Raw genomic sequence first — 20,464 nt, forward strand, 5'->3', positions numbered from 1 at the left:
GCGTACCCGGGACGGTTGACGGTGAGACGCTGCACGGGGCTGAAATCCTTCAAGCCCCCACGGGGAGGTGGCAGGCAAGTGGTGGAGCAGCTGACGCAGCACGACCCGAGGCGGATCGGGCCGTTCGAGGTGCTCGCCCGACTCGGTGCCGGTGGCATGGGGCTGGTCTATCTCGCCCGCTCGGCATCCGGACGACGGGTCGCGATCAAGACCGTGCGGACCGAACTCGCCGAGGACCAGCTGTTCCGGGTCCGCTTCACGCGCGAGGTGGAGGCGGCCCGCGCGGTCAGCGGCTTCTACACCGCCGCCGTCGTGGACGCGGACCCGCGCGCCGCCGTGCCGTGGCTCGCGACCGCGTACGTCCCCGCCCCCTCCCTCGAGGAAATAGTCAAAGAGTGCGGTCCGCTGCCGACGCAGGCCGTGCGCTGGCTGGCGGCCGGTGTCGCCGAGGCGCTGCAGTCCATCCACGGGGCCGGTCTCGTCCACCGCGACCTGAAGCCGTCCAACGTGCTCGTGGTCGAGGACGGGCCGCGGGTGATCGACTTCGGTATCGCGTCCGGGGTATCGAACACCCGTCTGACGATGACGAACGTGGCCGTGGGTACCCCGGCCTACATGTCGCCCGAGCAGGCGCGTGACTCGCGCAGCGTCACGGGTGCCAGCGACATCTTTTCGCTCGGCTCGACGCTGGTGTTCGCGGCCACCGGGCACGCGCCCTTTCACGGCGCGAACCCCGTCGAGACGGTCTTCATGCTGCTGCGTGAAGGGCCCGACCTGGACGGGCTGCCGGACGACCTGCGGTCACTGATCGAATCCTGTATGCAGATGGCCGCCGAACACCGGCCGAGCCCCGCGGATCTGCAGTCCCAGCTGGCGCCGCATCTCTTCGCCTCCGGCAGTGACGACAGCGGTACGGCCTCGGCCTGGCTGCCGGGGCGCGCGGTTTCGATGATCGAGCAGCGGCGCGGCGGACGCACGACTTCGCCTGCCGCCGGTGCGGGTTCGCCCGCGACGGGCAGGGACGCGGGTGCCGGCGGAGGCAAGGGGCGCCTGCCCGCGCCCGCAGAGCCCGCCCCAGCGCCCGCCGCTCCCCCGCCGCCGTCGTACGCCCCGGGAGCCGGACCGGGTACGGCCGCCCCGGCGGGCGTGACCGCGGGCCACGGCGCGGACTCCGGACGTGGTCCAGGACCCGGGCAGGTACCCGGTCCCGGGCAGGTACCCGGTCCCGGGGGCTCGGTGCCGCCGACGGGCCCCGCCCCGGCCGGTGAGGCTCCGGCAGGTCATGGTGGGCCCGTTGCCGGCAACCCCGCGCGTGACGGCCGGGGGCTCGGCGGCGTCCCCGCGGCCGCGGGGTGGGACGGCCACGGTCCGGCCGGTTACCCGCCGCGTGACCCGGCGGACTGGAACGGTCCCGTTGCGGGGCCGGGTCCCGGTCCCGACGGACACTTCGGCCCGCAGGTACCCGTCGGGGGCGCCGCCGGCGGAGCCGTACAGCTGCCCGGTTCGCAGGTCGCCATAGGGCCGGGGCCGCGGGTCGTCGACGGCCGCGACCCACAGGCGCGGCCCGACAGCGGGACCGCCACGGGCTGGGTGCGCCCGCCGAACGGTGCGCCCCCCGGCCCTCTCGCGGCCGGAAGCGCCGACGGCGCCGTCGCGTCCGCGCCCGCGCCGTCCCCGGCGGCCGACGGCCAGGCCCACGCATCGGTACCCGCCCCTGCGGAACCGCCCGGCGCGCTGGGCGGCCACGGGCGGTGGAGGCCGTGGCGTTTCCGGATGTCCAACGATGTCTGGGGCAGCCCCGCCGTCGCGGGCGACCTGCTGTACGTCACCTCCTTCGAGGTGCACGCGCTCGATGTGGCCACCGGACGGCGGCAGTTCAAGACCCGCGACGTGGCGTGGGCGATGGCGGTCGCGGACGGCCGTATCCATGCCTCGGACGGGCCGACGCTCTACGCGCTGGACGCCGTCGACGGCGCGGAGCGGTGGCGGCTGAACACCGACGGCTGGGTGTACTCGCTCAAGGTCGACCGCGGCACGGTCATCACCGGCACGCGCGGAGGCGGCGTACAGGCCTGGGGGGCCGCCAACGGCGAACAGCTGTGGGAACTGCCCGGCGCCCAGGCCGACTTCGAAACCGCCGAGTCGGGGCCCGCCATCCATGACGGCACGGTGTACGTGTGGGCCGAGGGACGGCTGCGTGCGCTCGAAGCCCGTACGGGCATGGAGCGCTGGTCCCATCCCGTCGGAGATGCGGCTTCCTGCGGTGGAGTCCCGGTGCGGCTGCTGCACGCCCCGGACGGCGTCGTGTACGTCTGCGCGGGGGCACGGGTGATGGCCATCGATGTGGCGCGGGGCGATCTGCGGTGGCGCTTCGAGGCGCCCGCGGTCTTCCTGAGCGCCCCGGCGTACGCGCCGGGCCCCGCCGTCACGGGCGGCGGTGTGTACGTCGTGGACTACCTCGGCACCGTGTACGCGCTGGACGCGGCGGACGGCCGTGACCGCTGGCGCATTGCGACGGAGGCCCGGCAGTCGATCGATCCGGCGCTCGTCGCAGCGGGTTCCGTGCATGTCGGCAGCGGCAGCGCGCTCTATACGCTGGACGCGGTCACGGGCACCCCGAAGTGGCGCTTCGCGGCCCAGGGTGAGGTCATCGGCGCCCCGGTCGTCGTGGACGGCCGCGTGCACTTCGGCTCGGCCGACCACTGCCTCTACACGCTGGACGCGGGCGGCGGGCAACTGCGCTGGAAGCTGGCCACGGGCGGCGAGATCACGGGTACGCCGGTGGTGTCGGGCGGCGTCGTCTACGCCTGCAGCAAGGACCGCTGCGTCTACGCCCTGGACGCGCTCAAGGGCACGGGCATGGCGAGACCCTCGGCTCCGGGCCGGAGTTAGCAACCCGGCCGGGCCGCAGCCCCCTCAGGGCGCCGGGTGGGTGACTGGGGCGCGCGCCGCGCCGGATGCGCCGCGCAAGCACCGAGCTGTACTCCCGTTCCCGGCCCGCCCTGATCCGGACCGGTCGCTGACCGAAGACACGCCGTTCAGGCGGGCGGGGGGACGTGCGTGTAGGTGAGGCTGTTGCTGGTACCGCCGGTGGTCGTGACGTTGACGGGGACATCGCCCGTGCCGGGCGGCACGACGGCGGTGACCTGGGTCGGGGACAGCACGGTGAACCCCGCCGACGCCGGACCGAAGTGCACTGCCGTGGTCGTCGTCAGTCCGGAACCGGTGATGGTGACCGTGTTCCCGCCCGATTGAGCGCCCAGGGCAAGGTTCAAGCCGCTGATCACGGGGCCGGCGATGTACGTGTAGGTGAGGTTGTTGCTGGTGCCGCCGATGGAGGTGACGTTGACCGGGACGTTGCCGGTGCCGGGTGGGGCGGTGGCCTTGACCTGGTTGTCGGACAGCACGCTGAAGAGCGCCGTGGCCACGCCGAAGTGCACCGAGGTGGCCAGAGTCAGGTTGGAGCCGGTGATGGTGACGGTGTTTCCGCCCGCGGCCGGTCCAGCGGCCGGGTTCAACTCCGTGGCCACCGGCGCGGCCACGTAGAAGTAGAAGGCCCCGGGGCCGCTGGTGCCCGCGGGTGTCGTGACCTCGACAGCGACCGGGCCGGGGGCACCCGGGGGCGGGACCGCATTGATCTGGGTGCCGGAGACGACTGTGAATCCGCTCGCGGGGACGCCGCCGAAAGTGACCCCAGTGGCGCCGGTCAGGCCGGATCCGCTGAGCGTGACGGAGTTGCCCCCGGACGCCGGGCCTTGGAGGGGGCTGACCCCTGTGATCAGTGGCGTGACGGCATAGGTGTAGGCGAGGTTGTTGCTGGTACCGGCGGTGGTGGTGACGTTGACGGCGACGGTGCCGGTGCCGGGTGGGGCGGTGGCATTGATCTGGGTGGGGGAGAGCACCGTGAACGTGGCCGTGGCCAGGCCGAAGCGCACCGAGGTGGCCAGGGTCAGATTCGTACCGGTGATGGTGACGGTGTTTCCGCCCGTGATGGGTCCTGAAGGAGGGTTCAGGGTGTTGATGACCGGTGCCGGCCCCGCGCTGTACGTGTACCCGCGACCGTTGCTGGTGCCGGTCGGAGTGGTGACGGTGACCTGCACCGTGCCGGTGCCTGCCGGAGCTGTGGCGTTGATCTGCGAGTTGGAGATCACTGTGAAAGTGGCGTTGGTGGCGCCGAACTTGACCTGGGTGGCCCCGCTGAAGTTGGAGCCGGTGAGTGTGACGGTGGTCCCGCCCGCAGCCGGGCCCGACGTGGGGTTCAGCCCGGCCAACGACGGTGCCTGCGGTGGGGTGAAGACGAAGAACACGGACTGGGCGCTGGTACCGCTCGGGGTCGTGACCGTGACCTGGGCCGCGCCCGCGCCGGGCGGCGTTGTGGCGGTGATCTGCGTGTCGGACAGGACCGTGACGCCCGTGGCGGGGACGCCTCCGAAATGTACGGCGGTGGCGCCCGTGAAACCAGTGCCGATCAGGGAGACCTGCGTACCACCGGTGGCCGGTCCGGAGTTCGGAGTGAAGCCGGAGATCGTGGGCGGTGCGGCGGCGGCCGACGCCAGGGCGGTGGTGCCGGTTTGTGCTGCGGGGAGTTGAATCACGGCTTTCCTTCTCTGTCGTTCCCACTGCGTACGCGCGAGCCCAGGCCGGAGGTCTGACCGGCCTGGACCCGAGGGCTGCTGCGCGGGGCGGGCGACAGGAACCGCCGCCCGCCCCGGCCTCGATCAGCCGGGAGGCGCCACGTAGACGAAACTGTTCGTACTCGCGTCGCTGCCGCCCTCCGTGGTGACCGTGACCGCGACCGTGCCGGTACCGGCCGGGGCGTACGCGATGATCGTGCTGTCGTCGATTACCTGGTAGGCCGCCGAGCTGGCACCGAATGTCACGTTCTGAGCGGTGCTCAGGCCGGTCCCGGGGACGGTGACCGCCGTGCCGCCGGACTCCGGGCCGGTGGCCGGGCTGATGGTGCCGACCGCGGGAACGTCGACGTAGGTGAAGAAGAGCCCGTTGGTGGTGCCGCCCGTGGTGGTGACGGTGACCGGGACGGTGCCCGGAACGGTCGCCGTCGGTGCCGTGACGTTCAGCGTGCTGTCGTTCACCACGGTCGGCGTGGCCGAGCCGACTGCGCCGAAGGTGACCGAACTTGCCGTGGTCAGGTTGGCGCCGACGACCGAGGTGGTCGCGCCGGCCAGCGGCCCGGAAATGGAGCTGAGCGACGACTTGATCGGCGGGTTGATGTAGAAGTACGGCACCGGTGTGGTGACACCGCCCGGTGTCGTGACGGTGACGCCGACCGATCCGGTGCCCGACGGCGCGGTCGCCGTGATCTGGGTGGCACTGTCGACCGTGAATCCGGCCGACTTGGTGCCGAACTTCACGCTGGTGGCGCCGGTGAAATTGGTGCCGGTGATGACGACCGGGTTCCCGCCTGATGCCGGGCCCTGGGTGGGGTTCAGACTCGCCACGATCCTTCTCCTTCTGATTGCGTTCTGGGTGCTACCGCGTGATGGAAATGCCGCGGACGAGCGGAACGAAGCAGGGAAAGTCGGCGCCGTTCGCCTATGGCATCGGCCGTCGGTGGCGCCGGAGATGGGCATGCCGCTGTGGCGCTCGCCCAAGGACACAGGGGCCCCGTTCTGCGTGTCCCGTGGAAGATGCGCCGACTGCATGCCCGGTGGGGGCGCGGGTAGCCGGGTTGAGGTGGGCGAGACGGCATTGGCCTCGAAGAGCCGGCTTCGCTGTCTCACCTGACGTAATTGAACCGAAAATGCTTCAACGTTAAAAGGGCGCATTTGATGCGGCCTGTGGTGAATGCTTAAATGTGAGTAAATTCCAATAGTCGGGATGCTGCGCCGGAGTACGCCGGTATTCCGGTTGAAGTTCAGCCGCGCCCCGAGGGCGAGTTCGGGTCCGTCCCGCCTGGTGTGTCAGGGAAATCCGGAGTTCCCGAAGGGAATGAGGAAATGCAGAGAGTCTATGAACCTGACCAGGGTTCGTGGGCTCCGCAATACGTCCGATCATTCGATGGCGTGACGGCTCGAACGCCGTTGTGCGCAGCAGGCAGCAGGCAGCAGGCAGCAGGCAGCAGGCAGCAGGCAGCAGGCAGCAGGCACCAGGCACCAGGCGGGGCACAGGGGTCAGGGCGAGCGGCGGCGGCCTGGTCTCCAAGGGTCGTCCGGTGGGGGAGGAGGAGGCGGGTAGCCACGAATGGGTTGCGTATCGGTCGTCGAGGGACCGTACGGCTCCGGCTCGTGGCCATAGGGGCCGGGCTCATGGTCGTCAGGTCCGGGCTCGTATGGCCCCGGCTCCTGGCGTCCGTGCCGGGACCGCCGGCGCCGGCGCCCGCTCATCAGGACCGCGCCCAGCAGTATCAGCAGCCCGCCGCCCACCGCGAGCGCCGCCCCCGACCCCAGCCCGAGTTCGCCGCCCGCCACGAGGCTCCCCGCCGCCTGCCCCTGCCGCACCATCCACACGACGGTGAAGCCGAGCACCACGACCCCGGCCACCGTCACCAGCAGCCGTGAGCGGAACAGCACGCCGAGCAGCGTCACCACCGCCGCGAAAACCATGGGCAGGAGCATCGACGTCCACAGCGCCGCATCCACCGAGGTGATCCCTCCGAAGAGATCCTCGACGCGAATGTCACGCCCCTCGCGGCCGTTGTACCAGACGCGGAAAGGGCTCAGGACGGCAGCCGTCGCTCCGATAAGGGCGACCGCGGAACCGAGCGCGTTACGGGCCATAAGCGCGGATCACCTCGTCTTCGACGCTACGCCCGGCGCCGTCCTCCCGCCACGCGAAGGACGCCCGGTCCCTCCTCGACGCGCGGAATTGCCGCGCCCCGGCAGGAGTCGCGCGGTGCGGGGTCGGCCGCCGCCATCGAGTCCCTCGAGACCCCTGAGGCGCTGTGACGCGCCGCGACCGTACGCGGTGGTGAGGGCACCCCCTCCGCGTACGGATGCCAGGTCACCGCGTACGGATATCAGGTCGCCCTGCACGGAAGCGCCCTGCACGGAAGCCGGGTCACCGCGTGCGGAAGGCGTGCCCGCGTGTGCTGAACAGGTCGGCCTGCCGCTTCGACGGCAGGTTCCCCAGCGCGATGAGATGGGGCGCGCCGGCGAGCGCCTGCGTGCGTGCCGCTTCCCTGGCCGACCAGACGGCCCGTACGGTCCCCTGCACGGCATCGGTCGGATACGACGCGAGGACCGACGCCACGCGCAGGGCGGTGTCCCGAAGGGCGGCTGGTGCGACGACCTCCGAGACGAGCCCGATCTCGTACGCGCGGGCGGCCGACAGCCGCTCCGAGGTCCCCATCAGCGACATCCGCGCGACCTCGCCGAACGGCATCCGCTGCGCCATGCCGATGGCCTCGTACGCGCTGACCATGCCGTACGTGGTGTGCGGGTCGAAGAAGGTCGCGCCGGACGAGGCGATGAGGAACTCGCTCTCGCCGAGCAGATAGAAGGCACCTCCGCAGGCCATGCCGTTGACCGCCGTGATGACCGGCTTCCACAGATCGCACGCCTTCGGGCCGATGGTGAGGAGCGGGTCGTCGACGGAGTACGGGCTGCTGGGCTGGGGCACGTCGGCCGACCGGTCGATGCCGGTGCAGAAGGCCTGCTCGCCGGCCCCGGTCAGGACGACGGCCCGTACGCTGTCGGTCATCCGGAACTCGCGCCAGATGCGGCGGAGTTCGGCCGCTGTTGCCAGATCGATGGCGTTGTGGCGCTCGGGCCGGTCGAGCGTGACGAGTGTGACGCCTCCCCTGGTCTCGGTGCGGACGCTCATGCGCGGTCCAGGAGCCACTGCGGCACGGTGACGCTCTCCGCGCCTCCGGAGAGCTCTGTGAAGACGGCCCTGACGGGCGCGCCGATGCGCAGCCGCCCGGGGTCGACGGAGTTCAGCGGGGCGTTCGGTGCGGACACCGGATTGCCGACCAGCCGGATCAGCGGATCCTCCGCCAGCTCGACGACGATCGCGTTGTACGGCGCCTGCGCGGCGTAAGCGGGCAGCAGTGGTGGGTGGGCGACGACGTACGACCAGATCCGCCCTCGGCCGCTCATCCTCCGCCATTCGCTCTCGAAGGACTGGCAGTGCGGGCAGCAGGGGCGGGGCGGGAAGCGCAGCCGTTCGCAGTCGGCGCACGCCTGTACGCGCAACTCGCCGCGGGACGCGTACTCCCAGAAGGGGGCGCCGTCCTCATCGACGACAGGGAAGAGAACTCCGGTAACAGAACCTGTCATCTGTCATCAGCTCCTCAACAGTAGGGCGGAGGTCGGGACTCCCTCGCCCGCGGTGACCAGGCAGGTGGTCGCGTCGGGCACCTGTGCGGTGGAGCTGCCGCGCAACTGCCTGACGCCTTCGTTGATCAGGTTGAAGCCGTGGACGTACGCCTCGGAGAGCCCGCCGCCGCTGGTGTTGACCGGCAGCCGGCCCCCGATCTCCAGTGCCCCGCCCTCGGTGAAGGCCGCTCCCTCGCCGCGTTCGCAGAAGCCGTAGCCCTCCAGGGATAGCAGGATGAGCGGGGTGAACGCGTCGTAGATCTGCGCCACATCCACATCGTGCGGCCCGAAGTCGGCGGACTTCCACAGGTGCCGGGCGGCGGTCCAGGCGGGGCCGGTGAGCGGGTCCTCGTTCCAGTAGTTCACCATCCCGTGGTGCTGGGACGGCAGTCCCTGGGCGACGGAGTGGACGTGGACGGGTGTGTGACGGCAGTCGCGGGCGCGCGCGGAGGAGACGATGACGCAGGCCAGTGCACCGTCCGTCTCCAGGCAGTTGTCGAACAGGCAGAGCGGCTCGCTGATCCAGCGGGAGGTCATGTACATCTCGCGGGTCAGCGGCCGCTCGTGCATCATCGCGGCGGGGTTCTGGTTGGCCCGGTTCCGGCAGGCGAGCGCCACATGGAAGAAATGGTCGCGGGTGGCGCCGTACTGGTGCATGTAGCGGCGGGCCAGCATGCCGATCTCGTCGGCGGGGCGGAGCAGTCCGTACGGCCGTGTCCACTGTGCCGGGGTGGGCAGTTGGGCGGTGGTGTTCGTCCAGGGGCGGGGGCCCGAGCCGCGTTTGCGTGCACGCCAGGCGACCCCCACGGTCGCCTGTCCGGTGGCGATGGCGGCGGCGAGATGCCCCACGGTCGCGCACGACCCGCCACCGCCGTAGCCCGCCTTGGAGAAGAAGGTGACGTCCCCGGCGCCGATCGCCTTGGCGACCTCGACCTCGTCGGTCTCCTCCATGGTGTAGGAGGCGAAGGCGTCGACCTCGGACGGGGCGATACCCGCATCGTCGAGCGCGGCAAGAATGGCGCGGCAGGCCAGCGCCTTCTCCGATTCGGGGAGTTGTCCGGCGAAGGGCGTCTGCCCGATTCCCGCTATCGCCGTAGCGTCCTTGAGGCCCCCGACAAACCCGCTGGCTCCCATCGCGACCTCCGTGGTCGGTCGTCGCCGGTGCTGACAGCGGGGAAGGCTACCGCTAATCTGACAGACAGTCAGCTAGCGGGTCGGGGGCGGGAGGCAGGGCGATGCGCGGGGACCTGGAATTCGGGAACATCCCGGGCCTGGTGCGTACGGCGGCGGAGCGCTACGGGGGGCGGGAAGCGGTCGTCGACGGCCGCACCCGGATCACTTACGGAGAGCTGGGCGAGCGCGTCGAGCGGGCGGCGGCCGCGTGCATGGCCTCGGGCGTCGAGCGGGGCGACCGGGTGGCGGTCTGGGCCCCGAACACCGCGGACTGGATCGTGGCCGCGCTCGGCGCGGTGACGGCCGGTGGCGTACTGGTCCCGGTGAACACCCGCTTCAAGGGCACGGAAGCGGCCTATGTCCTGGCGCGGACCCGGGCGAAGCTGCTCTTCGTCACGGGCACCTTCCTCGGCACGTCATACGTGGCGTCGCTGCGGCGGGCGGCGGGGCAGGGCGCCGGCGACGGGCCCCTCCCGGGCCTGAGTCACCTGCGGGACGTGGTGGTCCTGGCAGAGGATGCCCCGGCGGACTTCCGTACGTGGAAGGACTTCCTGGCGGCGGGTGACGTGGTGACCGCGGCGTCCGTGCTTGCCCGAGCCGATTCCGTGCCGCCCACCGACCCCTCCGACATCACCTTCACCTCGGGCACGACCGGCCACCCGAAGGGCGTGGTCGTCACCCACGCCCAGACCCTGCGGATCTACGAGACATGGAGCGAGCTGGCGGGGCTGGGGGAGGACGACCGCTATCTGATCGTGAACCCCTTCTTCCACACCTTCGGCTACAAGGCAGGCATCATCGCCTGCCTGATGCGCGGCGCGACGATGATCCCGCAGCCGGTCTTCAACGTGGACACGGCGCTCGCCAACATCGCCGCGGAACGCATCAGCGTGCTGCCGGGGCCGCCGACGCTGCACCAGTCGATCCTGGACCACCCGGCGCGCGCCCAGCACGACTTGTCGGCCCTGCGCCTGGTCGTGACCGGGGCGGCCGTCGTGCCGCTGGAGCTGGTCGAGCGGTTGCGCGGCGAACTGCGGATCGCGACCGTGCTGACGGCGTACGGCCTGACGGAGGCCGGCGGAACGGTGACGATGTGCCGCCGGGGCGACCCGCCGGAGGTCGTCTCGGGGACCTCGGGGCGGGCGATCCCGGACACGGAGGTGAAGGTCGTCGGCCCGGACGGCGACGAACTGCCGCCGGGCCGGCCGGGCGAGGTCCTCGTCCGCGGCTACCACGTCATGTCCGGTTACTTCGAGGAGCCGCAGGAGACGACGAAGGCCGTCACGGCCGATGGCTGGCTCCGGACGGGCGATGTCGGCGTGATGGACGTGGAGGGCAACCTCCGTATCACCGACCGGATCAAGGACATGTTCATCGTCGGCGGCTTCAACGCGTACCCGGCGGAGATAGAGCAACTGATCGCCCGCCACCCGGAAGTGGCGGATGTGGCGGTGGTCGGGGTGCCGGACGTCCGGCTGGGGGAGGTCGGCAAGGCGTACGCGGTGCGGCGAGCGGGCGCGACGCTCACCGGGGACGATCTCATCGCCTGGTCGCGGCGGGAGATGGCCAACTACAAGGTGCCGCGGGAGGTCGAATTCCTGGCGGAACTGCCGCGGAACGCGAGCGGAAAGGTCCAGAAGAAGCAGCTGCGGTCCCGGGCGCGATAGGGGGCCGAACGCTCCGAGCCCGGCCCCCTGTCGGCAGCGCCGGTGGGCGCATCGTCGGCAGCGTCAGGACGCGTGGTGCTCCTGCGGCAGTACGACGGTCGCGAGGTCGCCCTCCGCGGGCGTGACGCTGGCGTGGTGCTCCTGTGCGGTGGTGCCCCCCGACGAGTGGTTATCGGCCGCGGCCGGTGCCGCCCCCGTGCCTGCTGCCGCCGCAGCAATTGCGAACGTGACAAGAATCTTCTTGGTTCGGGTCATTACGGCTCCTCTACAAAGTGCGAAACTTCCTACACCGCGTGAATTTAGTGATAGAAATGCAAACATTTGCACCGTTGGCCCGAAGTGATCGAAGGGTGGCGCGAACCGATCACCCGCGGATACGCGGAATACGGCGGCCGCGGCGGCTCCCCTCCGCGCCGCCGCGGCCGCTCCCCGTCCCCGCTCGGAATGGACTAGGGCTTCTCGGTGCTGGCGTGATGGTCCAGCGGCCTGATGTCGCCACCCGAAGCGTGATGGTCCAGGGGCTTGATGTCGCCACCCGAAGCATGGTGATCCAGAGGCCTGATGTCGCCGCCGGACGCATGGTGGTCGAGGGGCATGATGTCCCCGCCGGACGCGTGGTGGTCCAGCGGCTTGATGTCGCCGCCGGAAGCGTGGTGATCCTCCGTCACGATCTCCCCGCCACCGTCGCCCGTCGCCAAACCGTCCTTTGGCCTGACGCCGGCCTTCGTCTTCCTGGTCTCGCTCATCGTCGTCACTCCGTGGGTCTCATGGGGCACCCAGTCTGCGATGCCCGCCCAGCGACTCCCCCGTCGGTCGCCGGACGGACATCTCAGGGTTGTTCACCTCGCGGTGACCCTCCCCCGCCGACCCGCCTGTCCCCCGATGCAACGGATCGATGGCATAAGAGTGCCGAACGGCGATAAACGATCGATGAACGCCGACCGCGCCGAACCTCGAGGCCGTGCGTCCCCCTGCCTCGTACGGCGCACAGCGCACGGCGTACGCCGTACGGCCGGGCCCCGAGCGGTCTACGCGACGGCCACCGGTGTCAACAGCGCCCGCACGCCCTCGGCCTCGGCGGCCCCCGACTCCTCGAAGAGGTCCAGCGCTTCGCGCCAGCACGCCCGGGCCCGGTCCGACTGGCCGAGGCTGTCCAGCGCTTTGCCCAGCGTCGTCAGGACATTGCCGCGCCGCCACTCCCCGCCGATGCCGCGGAGTTGCGTCAGGGCCTGTTCGGCGTGGGCTGCGGCCTGTGCTGCCCTCCGGGCGGCCAGATGCGTCTCGGCGAGCCGGAACAGCGTCATGCCCACCCAGAACCGCTGCCGGTTCTCCCGGAAGACGGCCAGCGCGTCGGAGAGCCGGCTCAGGGCCTGGCCATGCTCGCCGAGTTCGGTGAGCGCGAGCCCCAGTGCGTACAGCCCGTTCGCCATCCGCAGGGTGACTCCCAGCTCCCGGTAGATGTCCAGTGCCTGTTCCGCCAGCTCGACCGCGTGCGTCGCCCGCCCCATATTGAGCTGTACGCGGGACAGGTTGCTCAGCGCGCTCGCCTCGCCGGGCCGGTTGCCGTCGGTCCGGAAGGCGCTGAGGGACTGGCTCAGATGCGCCTCGGCATCCTGGTGCCGGTTCTCGTAGATGGCGATGATTCCGAGGTCGTTCGGCGCGTAGCAGCAGGGGATCGGGTCACCGGCGGCCTGTCCCAGGGCGAGAGCGGCCTGCGCCTCGCTCTGGGTCTCCTTGAAACGCCCCCCGATCTGGTGCCCGTGGGCGAGCACGATCCGGGCACGTCCCTCGGCCTGCGGGTCGCCGGCCTCGCGGGCGGCGCTGAGCACGGCGCGCGCGGCCTGCTCGTACTGCCGTGAGACGGCGCCGGATTCGGACAGGTCCTGGGTGGCGAGCAGCAGATCGGCCGACCGGCGCAGCGTGTCTCCCGAGGCTGCCTGACGGGCGGCGGCGAGCACGCACGCGGCTTCCGTGAACAGCCAGTCCAGCGCCGCTGTACGGTCCTTGAAGGCCAGCCCCTCGTCCCGGGTGGACGCCAGGTGGTGGACGACGCGGTCGCCCGGCCTCTCCAGCGAGTAGACGCCCGCCGCGGTCGCCAGATAGAAGTCCAGCAGCCGCGACATCGCCGCGTCCCGCTCCTCCGGCGGCCACTCGTCCCGCTCAGCGCACGCGCGCGCGTAGAGCCGTACCAAGTCGTGGTAGCGGTAGCGCCCGGGAGCGGCGGACTCGAGGAGTGAGGTGTCCACCAGGGACTCCAGCAGCTCCTCCGTGTCGCTCGTGCTCAGGTCCAGGGCCGCCGCCGCGGCGGCCAGCGAGATGTCCGGGCCGTCCGCCAGTCCCAACAGCCGGAAGGCGCGGGCCTGCTGGGGCTCCAGCTGCCCGTATCCCAGTTCGAAGGTGGCCTTCACCGCCAGGTCGCCCGCCTGGAGCTCGTCCAGCCGCCGCCGCTCGTCCGCGAGCTTCGCGGCGAGTACGGAGACGGTCCAGGTGCGCCGTGCGGCCAGCCGGGAGGCCGCGATGCGGATCGCCAGCGGCAGGAAGCCGCACGCCGCGACCACGTCCAGCGCCGCCTTGCGCTCGCTCGCGACCCGCTCCTCTCCCACGATCTTCGTGAAGAGCTGGAGAGCCTCCTCCGGACTCATCACGTCGAGATCCACCAGGTGTGCGCCCGCCAGGTCGACCATCCGGGCCCGGCTGGTGATCAGCGCCGCACAGCCCTCGGTGCCCGGGAGCAGCGGCCGGACCTGCGCCGCGTCGCGTGCGTTGTCGAGGAGGACGAGTACCCGCCGCCCGTCCAGCGTGGAGCGGTAGAGGGCGGCCCGTTCGGCGACCGAGTCCGGGATACCGGTGTCGGGAGTGCCGAGGGCGCGCAGGAAGGAGCCGAGCACCGCCTCCGGGTCCGCTGCCCCCGCGCCGGCGCCCTGGAGGTCCACATACAGCTGCCCGTCCGGGAAGTGGTCCCGGGCGGCGTGCGCGACATGCACCGCGAGCGTCGTCTTGCCCACGCCCCCGATGCCCGCCACCGCCGAGACGGCCATGACCCGGCCGTCGGCGGTCGCCAGCTGGTCGCTGAGCTCCCCGACGAAGGCGGCGCGTCCGGTGAAGTCCGCGACAGTCGCGGGCAGTTGAGCGGGGCGCACCATGGTCGGGGCCTGCTCGCTCTGTCCTCCGGACGGCACCGCCAGCCCGGAGTCGGCCGCCAGGATGCCCTGGTGGAGTTCGTTCAGGTCGGCGCAGGGATCGACGCCGAGTTCCTCCGCGAGCAGCCGCCGCGTGTCCGCGTACACGGCGAGCGCCTCCGCCTGCCGCCCGCTCCGGTAGAGCGCGAGCATCAGCAGGGCTCGCAGCCGCTCACGCAGCGGATGCGCTGCGGTCAGGGCGGTCAGCTCCGAGACGGCCTCGGCGTGGCAGCCGACCTCCAGGTCCATGTCGAGGCGGGTCTCGGTCAGCTGGAGCCGCCACTCCTCGAGGCGGGTGCGCTGTGTCTCGGCGTACGGGCCGGGGACACCCGCCAGCGGCTCGCCGTCCCACAGCGCCAGGGCGTCGTTGATCAGGTCGCGGGCCCGGCACCGGTCGCCGCGGCCCCGGGCCTTGTCCGCGTCGGCGGCGTAACTCTCCGCCAGCGCGATGTCCAGCCCGCCGGCGGCGGGCCGTATCGCATAGCCGCCGGACTCGCTGACCAGTGCGTCCGCGTCCGGGCCGAAGGCCTTGCGCAGCCGGGAGGCGTACGTCCGCAGGGCCGCCACCGCGGCGTCCGGCGGCTCCTCGCCCCACAGGGCGTCGACCAGCTCGGATGCGGTCGCGGTGCGCCCGCCGCGCAGCAGGAGGGCCGCGAGCAGCGCGCGCTGCTGCGGCGAACCGGTCGGGAGCGGCTGCTCGCCGTGCCAGGCCCGTACGGGACCCAGTACGGCGAAACGCAGGCGCGGCCCAAGACCCGGTACCTGGGTCATCGCTGTCTCCCCTGATGATCTCTCGGAGTCCTGTCGCTCTCCCGGACTCCGTCCGGGAGGTGCCCCCGGCCAGTTTGCCTTGTGCGGGACGGCCGCGTCAGTAGGGGCACCCTGTCTCCACAAGTGCGGTACACGGATAGACGATTCGACAAAGCCCCTGCGACACCGCTTAGCTGACGGATCGTCAGATCAGCGCTACCTTATTCGGCATGGAGAGCTTCCCGAAGATAATCTCGGTGGACGATCACACGGTCGAGCCGCCCAACGTCTGGCGGGACCGGCTCCCGTCGAAGTACCACGACGTCGGACCCCGTGTCGTCCGCGCGCCGCTGAAGGAAATGACCTTCGTGGGCGGCAGGTTCGCCCCCAGGATGGGAGCGCCGGGCGATGGCGGGCCGGTCGCCGACTGGTGGGTGTACGAGGATTTGCGCAGGCCCCTGACCCGTCTGGATACGGCGGTGGGCTACTCCCGTGACGACATCAGGCTCGAGGGAATTACGTACGAGCAGATGCGGCCGGGGTCCTTCTCCGTACCCGAGCGGCTGGCGGATATGGACATCAACCACGTCCAGTCCGCACTCTGCTTCCCCACCTTCCCGCGCTTCTGCGGCCAGACGTTCACCGAGGCGAAGGACCGGGAGCTGGGGCTGCTGGCTGTGCGGGCCTACAACGACTGGATGGTGGAGGAGTGGTGCGGTCCCGAGGCGCGGGGCCGGCTGATCCCGCTCACGCTCGTCCCGCTCTGGGACGCGGAACTGGCCGCGCAGGAGGTGCGCAGGAACGCGGCGCGGGGCGTACGGGCCGTGTGCTTCTCCGAGATCCCGCCGTACCTGGGGCTGCCGTCCATCCACACGGATGAGTGGGACCCCTTTCTGCGGGCCTGCGACGAGACCGGCACGGTCGTCGCCATGCACATCGGCTCGTCCTCGAGGATGCCGTCGACATCGGCCGACGCCCCGGCGGCGGTGGGCTCCACGATCACCTTCGCCAACTGCTGCTTCTCGATGGTCGACTGGCTGATGTCGGGGAAGTTCGACCGCTTCCCGAACTTGAGGATCATGTACGCGGAGGGCCAGATCGGCTGGATCCCGTACATCCTGGAGCGCGCCGACGTGGTGTGGCAGGAGAACCGCGGCTGGGGCGGTGTCGCGGACAAGGTGCTCCGTCCGCCGTCGGAGCTGTTCGCCGGGCATGTGTACGGATGCTTCTTCGACGACGCGTTCGGGCTGCGGAATCTGGACGCGGTCGGGGCGGGGAACGTGCTGTACGAGACGGACTATCCGCATTCGGACTCGACCTGGCCGAAGTCGCGCGAAGTGGGGGAGTCTCAGATGGGGCATCTGGCGCCGGATGTGGTGGAGCGGATCGTCCGAGGCAACGCGATCGAGCTGCTGGGGCTGACGAAGGACGGGCTGTGGGCGGGGGCGTAGCCGCTTCGCGCTGAAGCGTCCCGGGTGCTGGTGCTGGTGCTGGTGCTGGTGCTGGTGCTGAGCTGAGCTGAGCTGAGCTGGGCTGGGCTGGGCTGGGCTGGGCTGGGCTGGTTGGTGCGGGGTGCGGGGTGCGGGGTGCGGGGTGCGGGGTGCGGGGTGCGGGTGCGCGGGTTCCGGGCTTTGGTCGGACCGCGAGCGTGCGGACACGCGGGCGTACGGACCTGCGAGCGTGCGGAGCCGCGGTCATCCGACCTGCGGGCGTACGGGCGACGGGAAGGGAGGGCGGCGGGCGCTGAACCGAGCCCGCAGGAAACTTGTCTGATGGGGCGTCAGACAGGACTATTGGCCCCTGCGCTTCGGGCGCGACGGGTGCCCGAGGACTGCCGGGGAGGCCACATGGTGCGGATCCTGCCGCAAGGGCGGCTGGTGCACGGGATGCAGCTCCCGGTCCAGTCGCTGAGCACTCTCTACGCCGAGCCGTGGGAGGCGGGAGCGAGCCCCCAGGACCTGGCCGAGGTCGCTCGCGCCGCCGATCGGCTCGGCTTCTTCTACATCGGCTGCTGCGACCACATCGCGATTCCCCGGCGGCTCGCCGCCGCGATGGGCACCACCTGGTACGACCCCGTGGCCACGCTGGCCTATCTCGCCGGGATCACCGAGCGCGTACGGCTGCTGAGCCATGTCGCCGTGGTCGGCCTGCGGCACCCGCTCACCACCGCCAAGCAGTACGCGACGCTGGACCACCTGTCCGGCGGCAGGCTGATCCTCGGGGTCGGCGCCGGGCACGTACAAGAGGAGTTCGCGGCGCTCGGTGCGGAGTTCGACCGGCGGGGGCCCGTACTCGACGAGGTCGTGGACGCGCTGAAGGCGGCGCTCGGCCCGGAGGAGTACCCGGTGTTCAGCGGCGAGCGCTTCGCGTTCAGCGACCTCGGGCAGGGGCCGCGCCCGGCGCAGACGCCACGCCCGCCGATCTGGGTCGGCGGCTCGTCGCCCGCGGCCGTACGCCGGGCTGCCGTCCGGGGCGACGGCTGGCTGCCCCAGGGGGACCCCCGCGACCGGCTGCCGCGGCAGATCGCCCGGCTCCGGGAGCTGCGCGAGCAGTCCGGACCGGCCGAGCGGATCGAGATCGGGGCGATCACCGAGCCGCTCTACGTGGGCGAGCCCGGCTGGGAGACCGGCCGGAGGACGCTGGCCGGAAAACCGGACCGGCTGGCCGAGTCGCTGCGCGATTACGCGGCCATGGGTGTGGACCAGATCCAGGTCCGGTTCCGCAGCAGGAGCCGGGAGGAGTTGATCGAACAGATGGAGGCCTTCGCCTCCGATGTGGCTCCGCACCTCAACGACTAGGGCGAGAACGACCAGCACGAGAACGACGAGATCGGCGAGATCGGCGAGATCGGCGAGAAAGGCGAGAACTACAACGACCAGGACGACCGGGGAGAGAAGTCATGGGCAAGCTCGACGGGCGCGTCGTCATCGTCACGGGTGCGTCCCGCGGACAGGGCGAGCAGGAGGCGCGGCTCTTCGTCGCGGAGGGCGCCAAGGTCGTCCTCGCGGACGTCCTGGACGACCGGGGGGAGGCGCTGGCCAAGGAGCTGGGCCAGGACGCGGCCCGCTATGTGCATCTGGACGTGGGGCGGGAGGCGGACTGGAGCGCGGCCGTCGTAGCGGCCAAGTCCGCTTTCGGCGCCATCGACGGGCTGGTCAACAACGCGGGCATCCTGCGCTTCAACGAGCTGGCGAACACCTCGCTGGAGGAGTACCAGCAGGTGGTGCAGGTGAACCAGGTCGGCGCCTTTCTCGGGATGAAGGCCGTGATCCCCGAGCTGGAGGCCGCGGGCGGCGGCACGATCGTCAACACCGCCTCGTACACGGCGCTGACCGGTATGGCCTTCCTGACCTCGTACGCCGCGACGAAGGCGGCGATCGTCGGGATGACACGGGTGGCGGCCATGGAGCTGGCGGGCAAAGGCATCCGGGTCAACGCGATGTGCCCCGGTGCCATCGACACCCCGATGACCAATCCGGAGATCGTCGCGGGGGAGGGCAGGCCCGGCGACGGGGACTCCTCGTCCCGCGCGCTGGACGAGTTCTACGCCAGGGTCGTACCGCTGGGGCGGATCGGCCGGCCGGAGGAGGTCGCCAGGCTGGCCCTCTTCCTCTCCTGCGAGGACTCCTCCTACATCACCGGCCAGCCCTTCGTCATCGACGGCGGATGGCTGTCCGGGGTGTCGGTCTTCTGAGCTGCACGACCCAGCACGACCTGATGGTTCATCAGGTATTGACGCCCCGTACCGGCAATGCCACAGTCAATGATGATCTGACGGTACGTCAGAAACCGTCAGGACCTGAGGACGGTGAACCTCCGTGGAATTCGGGCTCTTTGTACAGGGATATGTGCCAGCCGCACGCGCGAAGGCCGACCCCGAGGCCGAGCACCATGCGCTGCTCGAGGAGACCGAGTACGTCATCCAGGCCGACAAGTCCGGCTTCAAGTACGCCTGGGCTTCCGAGCACCACTTCCTGGAGGAGTACTCGCATCTCTCGGCGAACGACGTCTTTCTCGGCTATCTCGCGCACGCCACCGAGCGGATCCACCTCGGTTCCGGGATCTTCAACCCGCTGCCGCAGGTCAACCACCCGGTCAAGGTAGCCGAGAAGGTCGCGATGCTCGACCATCTCTCGGGCGGGCGCTTCGAGTTCGGGTCCGGGCGGGGCGCCGGCAGTCACGAGATCCTGGGGTTCATCCCGGGCGTGACCGATATGAACCACACCAAGGAGATCTGGGAAGAGACGATCGCCGAGTTCCCCAAGATGTGGCTGCAGGACGAGTACCAGGGCTTCCAGGGCAAGCACTGGTCGCTGCCGCCGCGCAAGGTGCTCCCCAAGCCGTACGGGGCGTCGCACCCGGCGATGTGGTACGCCGCGGGCTCCCCGTCCTCCTACGCGATGGCCGCGCAGAAGGGCCTCGGGGTCCTCGGTTTCAGCGTGCAGAAGGTCTCCGACATGGAGTGGGTCGTCGAGTCCTACAAGACGGCCATCAAGGAGGCCAGGGCGATCGGCGGCTTCGTCAACGACAACGTCATGGTGACGTCGACGGCGATCTGCGCCGAGACGCGCAGGAAGGCGATCGAGATCGCGGTGGGCGGCGGACTGAACCACCTCCAGTCGCTGCTCTTCCGCTACCACGACACCTTCCCCCGGCCCGAGGGCATCCCGGAGTGGCCGGAGCTGCTGCCCGAGTACACCGAGGAGATCATCGAGCTGCTGATCTCCGAGGAGCTGATGATCTGCGGTGACCCGGACGAGGTCTTCCGGCAGTGCAAGCGGTGGGAGCAGGCCGGAGCCGACCAGCTGTCCTTCGGGCTGCCGATCGGGATCTCGTACGAGGACACGCTCAACACGATCAAGCTGATCGGCGAGCATGTGATCCCGAAGATCGACACGGATCCGGTGCACCGTACGACGCGCTTCCGCCAGGCGGCGGCCGGCTGACGTCCCCGCCGGGCGCCCGGGCGTGCGGACGCGGGATCGTGCCGGACGCGGGGCCGTGCCGGACGCGGGGTCGTGCCTAACTGGGCTTGCCTGGACGCCGGGGCCGGGGCCGCCGACCCCGGCTGTGTATCGGGTCTGTGGGCCGTTGCCGCGGTCGTCGCTGCGGTCGTCACTGCGGTCGTGGCTGCGAGTCGTGTCCATGGGCCGTGTTCGCGCGCCGGCGTCGTATGCCGTCGGTGTGGCGGGCGAGTTGGCGGTTCCGCAGTGGCCATGGGCCGCTGCGGCCGACCGGACGACCGTGAACGCCCCACCGGGCCCGTGGCCCGCCCACGGGGACGTGTTGTGAGACGCCGGAGAGCGCCTGCTGAGCGGGCGACCTCCGGAGGGGCGGTGGCTTCCCGGCCCGCCGCCCCGTTCCGGGTCCCGGCCGGAGGCAGTTCCGCGGCGCCTCCGGCCGGGACCACCGCATCCGT

Annotated in this window: 15 protein-coding genes; 6 read left to right on the forward strand and 9 right to left on the reverse strand. The window is 71.0% G+C overall.

Features of this window, described 5'->3' with window-relative positions:
* The first annotated feature begins 78 nt into the window (after nt 1-78).
* A complete protein-coding gene (locus ABZW18_RS21575; protein ID WP_356189690.1) occupies nt 79-2,892 on the forward strand; it encodes a PQQ-binding-like beta-propeller repeat protein in 2,814 nt (937 codons plus the stop codon).
* 146 nt (nt 2,893-3,038) lie between these two features.
* Here the strand turns inward: ABZW18_RS21575 and ABZW18_RS21580 are convergent, their stop codons facing one another.
* The 6 genes from ABZW18_RS21580 to ABZW18_RS21605 all read right to left on the reverse strand — a co-directional run bounded on the left by ABZW18_RS21580 (nt 3,039) and on the right by ABZW18_RS21605 (nt 9,410).
* Complete coding sequence (locus ABZW18_RS21580) at nt 3,039-4,595, reverse strand: IPT/TIG domain-containing protein (protein ID WP_356189692.1); 1,557 nt, start codon at nt 4,593-4,595, stop codon at nt 3,039-3,041.
* 123 nt (nt 4,596-4,718) lie between these two features.
* A complete protein-coding gene (locus ABZW18_RS21585) occupies nt 4,719-5,459 on the reverse strand; it encodes an IPT/TIG domain-containing protein (RefSeq protein ID WP_356189694.1) in 741 nt (246 codons plus the stop codon).
* A 672-nt stretch (nt 5,460-6,131) separates the two neighbouring features.
* Nucleotides 6,132-6,737, reverse strand: coding sequence for a hypothetical protein (locus ABZW18_RS21590; protein WP_356189696.1), 606 nt, complete (start codon nt 6,735-6,737; stop codon nt 6,132-6,134).
* A 280-nt stretch (nt 6,738-7,017) separates the two neighbouring features.
* Entirely contained in the window at nt 7,018-7,782 is a 765-nt protein-coding gene (locus tag ABZW18_RS21595; RefSeq protein ID WP_356189697.1) for an enoyl-CoA hydratase/isomerase family protein, read from the reverse strand.
* The gene (locus ABZW18_RS21600) at nt 7,779-8,237 is read right to left on the reverse strand and encodes an OB-fold domain-containing protein (RefSeq protein WP_356189699.1); all 459 of its coding nucleotides are present in this window, start codon (nt 8,235-8,237) and stop codon (nt 7,779-7,781) included. Before ABZW18_RS21600 ends, ABZW18_RS21595 begins: the two co-directional genes overlap by 4 nt.
* A gap of 6 nt (nt 8,238-8,243) precedes the next feature.
* Entirely contained in the window at nt 8,244-9,410 is a 1,167-nt protein-coding gene (locus tag ABZW18_RS21605; protein ID WP_356189701.1) for a lipid-transfer protein, read from the reverse strand.
* 101 nt (nt 9,411-9,511) lie between these two features.
* Between ABZW18_RS21605 and ABZW18_RS21610 the strand changes: the two genes are divergently transcribed.
* The gene (locus ABZW18_RS21610) at nt 9,512-11,116 is read left to right on the forward strand and encodes a FadD3 family acyl-CoA ligase (protein ID WP_356189703.1); all 1,605 of its coding nucleotides are present in this window, start codon (nt 9,512-9,514) and stop codon (nt 11,114-11,116) included.
* A 63-nt stretch (nt 11,117-11,179) separates the two neighbouring features.
* Here the strand turns inward: ABZW18_RS21610 and ABZW18_RS21615 are convergent, their stop codons facing one another.
* The 3 genes from ABZW18_RS21615 to ABZW18_RS21625 all read right to left on the reverse strand — a co-directional run bounded on the left by ABZW18_RS21615 (nt 11,180) and on the right by ABZW18_RS21625 (nt 15,066).
* Nucleotides 11,180-11,371, reverse strand: a complete 192-nt coding sequence (locus tag ABZW18_RS21615) for a hypothetical protein (protein ID WP_356189705.1) — start codon at nt 11,369-11,371, stop codon at nt 11,180-11,182.
* Nucleotides 11,372-11,565: 194 nt separating this feature from the next.
* Nucleotides 11,566-11,862: a hypothetical protein gene (locus tag ABZW18_RS21620; RefSeq protein WP_356189707.1), complete on the reverse strand. Its 297-nt coding sequence runs from the start codon at nt 11,860-11,862 to the stop codon at nt 11,566-11,568.
* A gap of 282 nt (nt 11,863-12,144) precedes the next feature.
* Entirely contained in the window at nt 12,145-15,066 is a 2,922-nt protein-coding gene (locus ABZW18_RS21625; protein WP_356189708.1) for a BTAD domain-containing putative transcriptional regulator, read from the reverse strand.
* Nucleotides 15,067-15,275: 209 nt separating this feature from the next.
* Between ABZW18_RS21625 and ABZW18_RS21630 the strand changes: the two genes are divergently transcribed.
* The 4 genes from ABZW18_RS21630 to ABZW18_RS21645 all read left to right on the forward strand — a co-directional run bounded on the left by ABZW18_RS21630 (nt 15,276) and on the right by ABZW18_RS21645 (nt 19,991).
* Complete coding sequence (locus ABZW18_RS21630) at nt 15,276-16,496, forward strand: amidohydrolase family protein (RefSeq protein ID WP_356189710.1); 1,221 nt, start codon at nt 15,276-15,278, stop codon at nt 16,494-16,496.
* A gap of 396 nt (nt 16,497-16,892) precedes the next feature.
* On the forward strand, nt 16,893-17,843 hold the full coding sequence (locus ABZW18_RS21635) for an LLM class F420-dependent oxidoreductase (protein WP_356189712.1): 951 nt from the start codon (nt 16,893-16,895) through the stop codon (nt 17,841-17,843).
* A 101-nt stretch (nt 17,844-17,944) separates the two neighbouring features.
* Nucleotides 17,945-18,739 (forward strand): SDR family NAD(P)-dependent oxidoreductase, encoded by a 795-nt coding sequence (locus ABZW18_RS21640; protein ID WP_356189714.1) that lies wholly within the window; start codon nt 17,945-17,947, stop codon nt 18,737-18,739.
* A gap of 124 nt (nt 18,740-18,863) precedes the next feature.
* Nucleotides 18,864-19,991, forward strand: coding sequence for an LLM class flavin-dependent oxidoreductase (locus ABZW18_RS21645; protein ID WP_356189716.1), 1,128 nt, complete (start codon nt 18,864-18,866; stop codon nt 19,989-19,991).
* Nucleotides 19,992-20,464 lie beyond the last annotated feature (473 nt).

Source organism: Streptomyces sp. NPDC004647 (assembly GCF_040609575.1).
Classification (GTDB): Bacteria; Actinomycetota; Actinomycetes; order Streptomycetales; family Streptomycetaceae; genus Streptomyces.